Source organism: Deltaproteobacteria bacterium, assembly GCA_016875395.1.
Classification (GTDB): domain Bacteria; phylum Myxococcota_A; class UBA9160; order UBA9160; family UBA6930; genus VGRF01.
The window spans coordinates 1-2,777 of the sequence record VGRF01000067.1 but is presented as its reverse complement, the minus strand read 5'-3'; the positions used below and the strand labels follow the sequence as shown (position 1 = coordinate 2,777).

Below are 2,777 nucleotides of genomic sequence, written 5' to 3'. Positions count from 1 at the left end.
CTGGTTGTTCGCTCACAGCGTTCTGCGAGTCTTCTTTCAATAATTGACGGCTGATTTCCGGGTCGTGATCGCGGTGATCATGCCGCGACTGCGGCCGTGGAATCGTAGAATGCAGCCGGAGTCTGGCGGCCCAAGGCGCTGTGCGGTCGGTCGTGGTTGAAGAACTCGAAGTACGCGCCGAGTCCGGCGCGGGCCTGCGTCAGCGAGTCGTAGGCCTTCAGGTAGACCTCCTCGTACTTCAGTGAACGCCAGGGGCGTTCCGCGAAGATGTTGTCGAGGAAGCGGCCCTTGCCGTCCATGCTGATCTTGATGCCTCGGTCGAGCAGGACGCCGGTGAAGTCCTCCGAGGTGAACTGCGAGCCCTGGTCGGTGTTGAAGATCTTGGGCGTGGGGAAGCGGCGGATGATAGGCGCCATAAAGGCCCGATTGTACGTCATCGAACGTTCGAGGCCGTTCTCCACCTTGGTGCAGATCGTAAGGACTTGCCGAGCCCCATCTGGTCGAGCGCTGGCATGACATGAGAGCGTCGCGATTTCTCTGGACGGAGGGCTCGCGATGGGAAGAGATGCAGGGGAGCTACGGCGGCGCGTGATGGCGCTCGGCCGGCGAACGCGCGGCGCGCGCATTCCCGAAGAGCTGCGCGCGGAAGTGATCAGCTACGCCCGCGAGCGCCGTCGGTGCGGCGACGGCGTGCGGAAGGTCGCGCAGGCGCTCGGCGTGTCGTCGGAGTCGGTCCGGCGCTGGACGACGCCGACGGCCGTGAGGCCGTCGCGGTCGCTGGTGCCGATCGTCGTCCGCGACGATGACGACGTGCCGACGGGGCTGCTCACGCTGACCGCGCCGGGTGGCTACCGAGTCGAAGGTCTGACCGTCGTGTCGGCAGCGGCGCCGCTGCGCGCGCTGGCGTGATCGGCTCGACGCGCACGCTGCGCGTGTGGGCGTACCCGGAGCCGGCGGACCTGCGCGCGGGCTTCGACGGACTCTCGGCGCTGGTGTCGAAGAGGCTCGGTCGCGATCCGCTGTCGGGGCACCTGTTCCTCTTCGTGAACCGCAGCCGGACGCGTGCGCAGGTGCTGGTGTGGGACGGCACGGGGCTGTGCATCTACGCGAAGCGTCTCGAGCAGGGGCGCTTCGCGAGCCTGTGGGGAGGCCGCGCGGCTGCGGTCGAGCTGACGACGAGCGAGCTCGCGCTCTTCCTCGAGGGCTCGCGCGCGATCGGGCGCGTCGCGCTGTCGCCGGCGGTCTTCGTGCCGCGACCGCTCGCTGCGCGACAGTGAAAGTACACGAAATCCCACTCGCGCGCCTGGTCTTTGAACTTTGCGCTTGCTAAGACATCGGTGTGATCCGGATCGAGACCGAGAGCGACATCGAGCGCCTGCGCCAGGTCGCCCTCATCCAGCAGGCCGAGAACTCCCGGCTGCACAAGCGCCTCCTCGAGCTCGCGCAGGAGCTCGCGGTCGCGCGCGGCGAGGATGCGATCCTCGCGATCCAGCAGGAGCTCGCGTTTCTGAAGGAGCAGCTCGACGCGCGCAACCGCGAGCTCTTCGGCGCGTCGTCCGAGAAGCGCCGCCGCGACAAGTCGGGCGATGGTGCGAGCAACGGCACCACGTCTGAGCGCACGGGGCACGGCCGGCGCGATCAGCCCGAGCTGCCGATGGTCGACGTGGTGCACGTGCTCGACGATGCGGACCAGGCGTGCCCGAAGTGCGGCGGCGATCTCAAGACGTGGGACGGGCACTTCGAGGACGCGGAGGAGATCGACGTCGTCGAGCGCTCGTTTCGCATCGTGCGCCACCGCCGCCAGAAGTACACCTGCTCGTGCGGCGAGTGCATCGAGACGGCACTCGGGCCACGCAAGCTGATCGCGGGCGGGCGCTACTCGGTCGACTTCGCGGTGTCGGTGGCGGTCGCGAAGTACGCCGACCACCTGCCGCTCGCGCGCCAGGTGAAGCAGATGGCGCGTGCCGGACTGATCGTCGACACGCAGACGCTGTGGGACCAGATCCACGCGCTGTCGGCGCACCGCGAGCCGACCTACGAGGCGCTGTGGCGCGAGGTGCTGGGCTCGGAGGTCGTGCTGGCGGACGAGACGCAGTGGCCGCTGCTCGACAAGCCGGGCTCGTCGAAGTGGTTTGCGTGGTCGGCGGCATCCGAGAAGGGCGTCGCGTACCGGATCCCGAAGTCGCGCTCGACCGAGGCCGCGCGGACGGTGCTCGACGGCTTCTCCGGGATCCTCGTGACCGACGGCTACGCGGCCTACCAGACGCTTCGCGACGTGCTCGTGCGCGAGCGCGCCGGGCCGATCGTGCTGGCGCACTGCTGGGCGCATGTGCGGCGCAAGTTTCACGACGCGGAGCCGGCGTGGCCACAGGCAGCGACGATGCTCGAGCTGATCGGCAAGCTGTACGCGGTCGAAGCCGAGGTCGCGGACCTCGACGGCGACGGTCGTCGTGCGCGGCTCGCGGAGCTGCGGCGCGAGCGCTCCAAGCCCGTCGTCGACGAGATCAGGACGTGGCTGATGAACCAGGCGGTGCTGCCGCGCTCCGGTCTCGGCAAGGCAGTCGGCTACGCGCTCACGCTGTGGGACGGCCTCGTGCGCTTCGCGGATGACGCGCGGATCCCGATCGACACGAACCTGGTCGAGCGCGGCATGCGACCCGTCGCCGTCGGTCGCAAGAATCACTACGGCTCGAAGTCCGAGCGCGGGACGCGCGTCGCGGCGCTCTTCTACACGCTGATCGAGTCGGCGACGCACGCTGGCATCGAGCCGGCGGGCT

Annotated in this window: 4 protein-coding genes; 3 read left to right on the top strand and 1 reads right to left on the bottom strand. The window is 68.9% G+C overall.

Annotated features, from left to right (window positions below):
- Positions 1–77 precede the first annotated feature (77 nt).
- On the bottom strand, positions 78–461 hold the full coding sequence (locus FJ091_22030) for a transposase family protein (GenBank protein MBM4386028.1): 384 nt from the start codon (positions 459–461) through the stop codon (positions 78–80).
- A 130-nt stretch (positions 462–591) separates the two neighbouring features.
- Here FJ091_22030 and FJ091_22025 point away from each other — a divergent pair, with 130 nt between their 5' ends.
- The 3 genes from FJ091_22025 to FJ091_22015 form a co-directional block, all read left to right on the top strand.
- Positions 592–909, top strand: coding sequence for a hypothetical protein (locus tag FJ091_22025; GenBank protein MBM4386027.1), 318 nt, complete (start codon positions 592–594; stop codon positions 907–909).
- Positions 906–1,277, top strand: coding sequence for an IS66 family insertion sequence element accessory protein TnpB (tnpB, locus tag FJ091_22020; GenBank protein ID MBM4386026.1), 372 nt, complete (start codon positions 906–908; stop codon positions 1,275–1,277). Before FJ091_22025 ends, tnpB begins: the two co-directional genes overlap by 4 nt.
- Before the next feature lie 62 nt (positions 1,278–1,339).
- The coding region (locus FJ091_22015) for an IS66 family transposase (GenBank protein ID MBM4386025.1) at positions 1,340–2,777 on the top strand (1,438 nt) is incomplete at its 3' end.

Coding starts and splice junctions, on each gene's coding strand:
- FJ091_22025 (MBM4386027.1), top strand. CDS start 592: ATGGCGCTCGGCCGGCGAACGCGCGGCGCGCGCATTCCCGAAGAGCTG.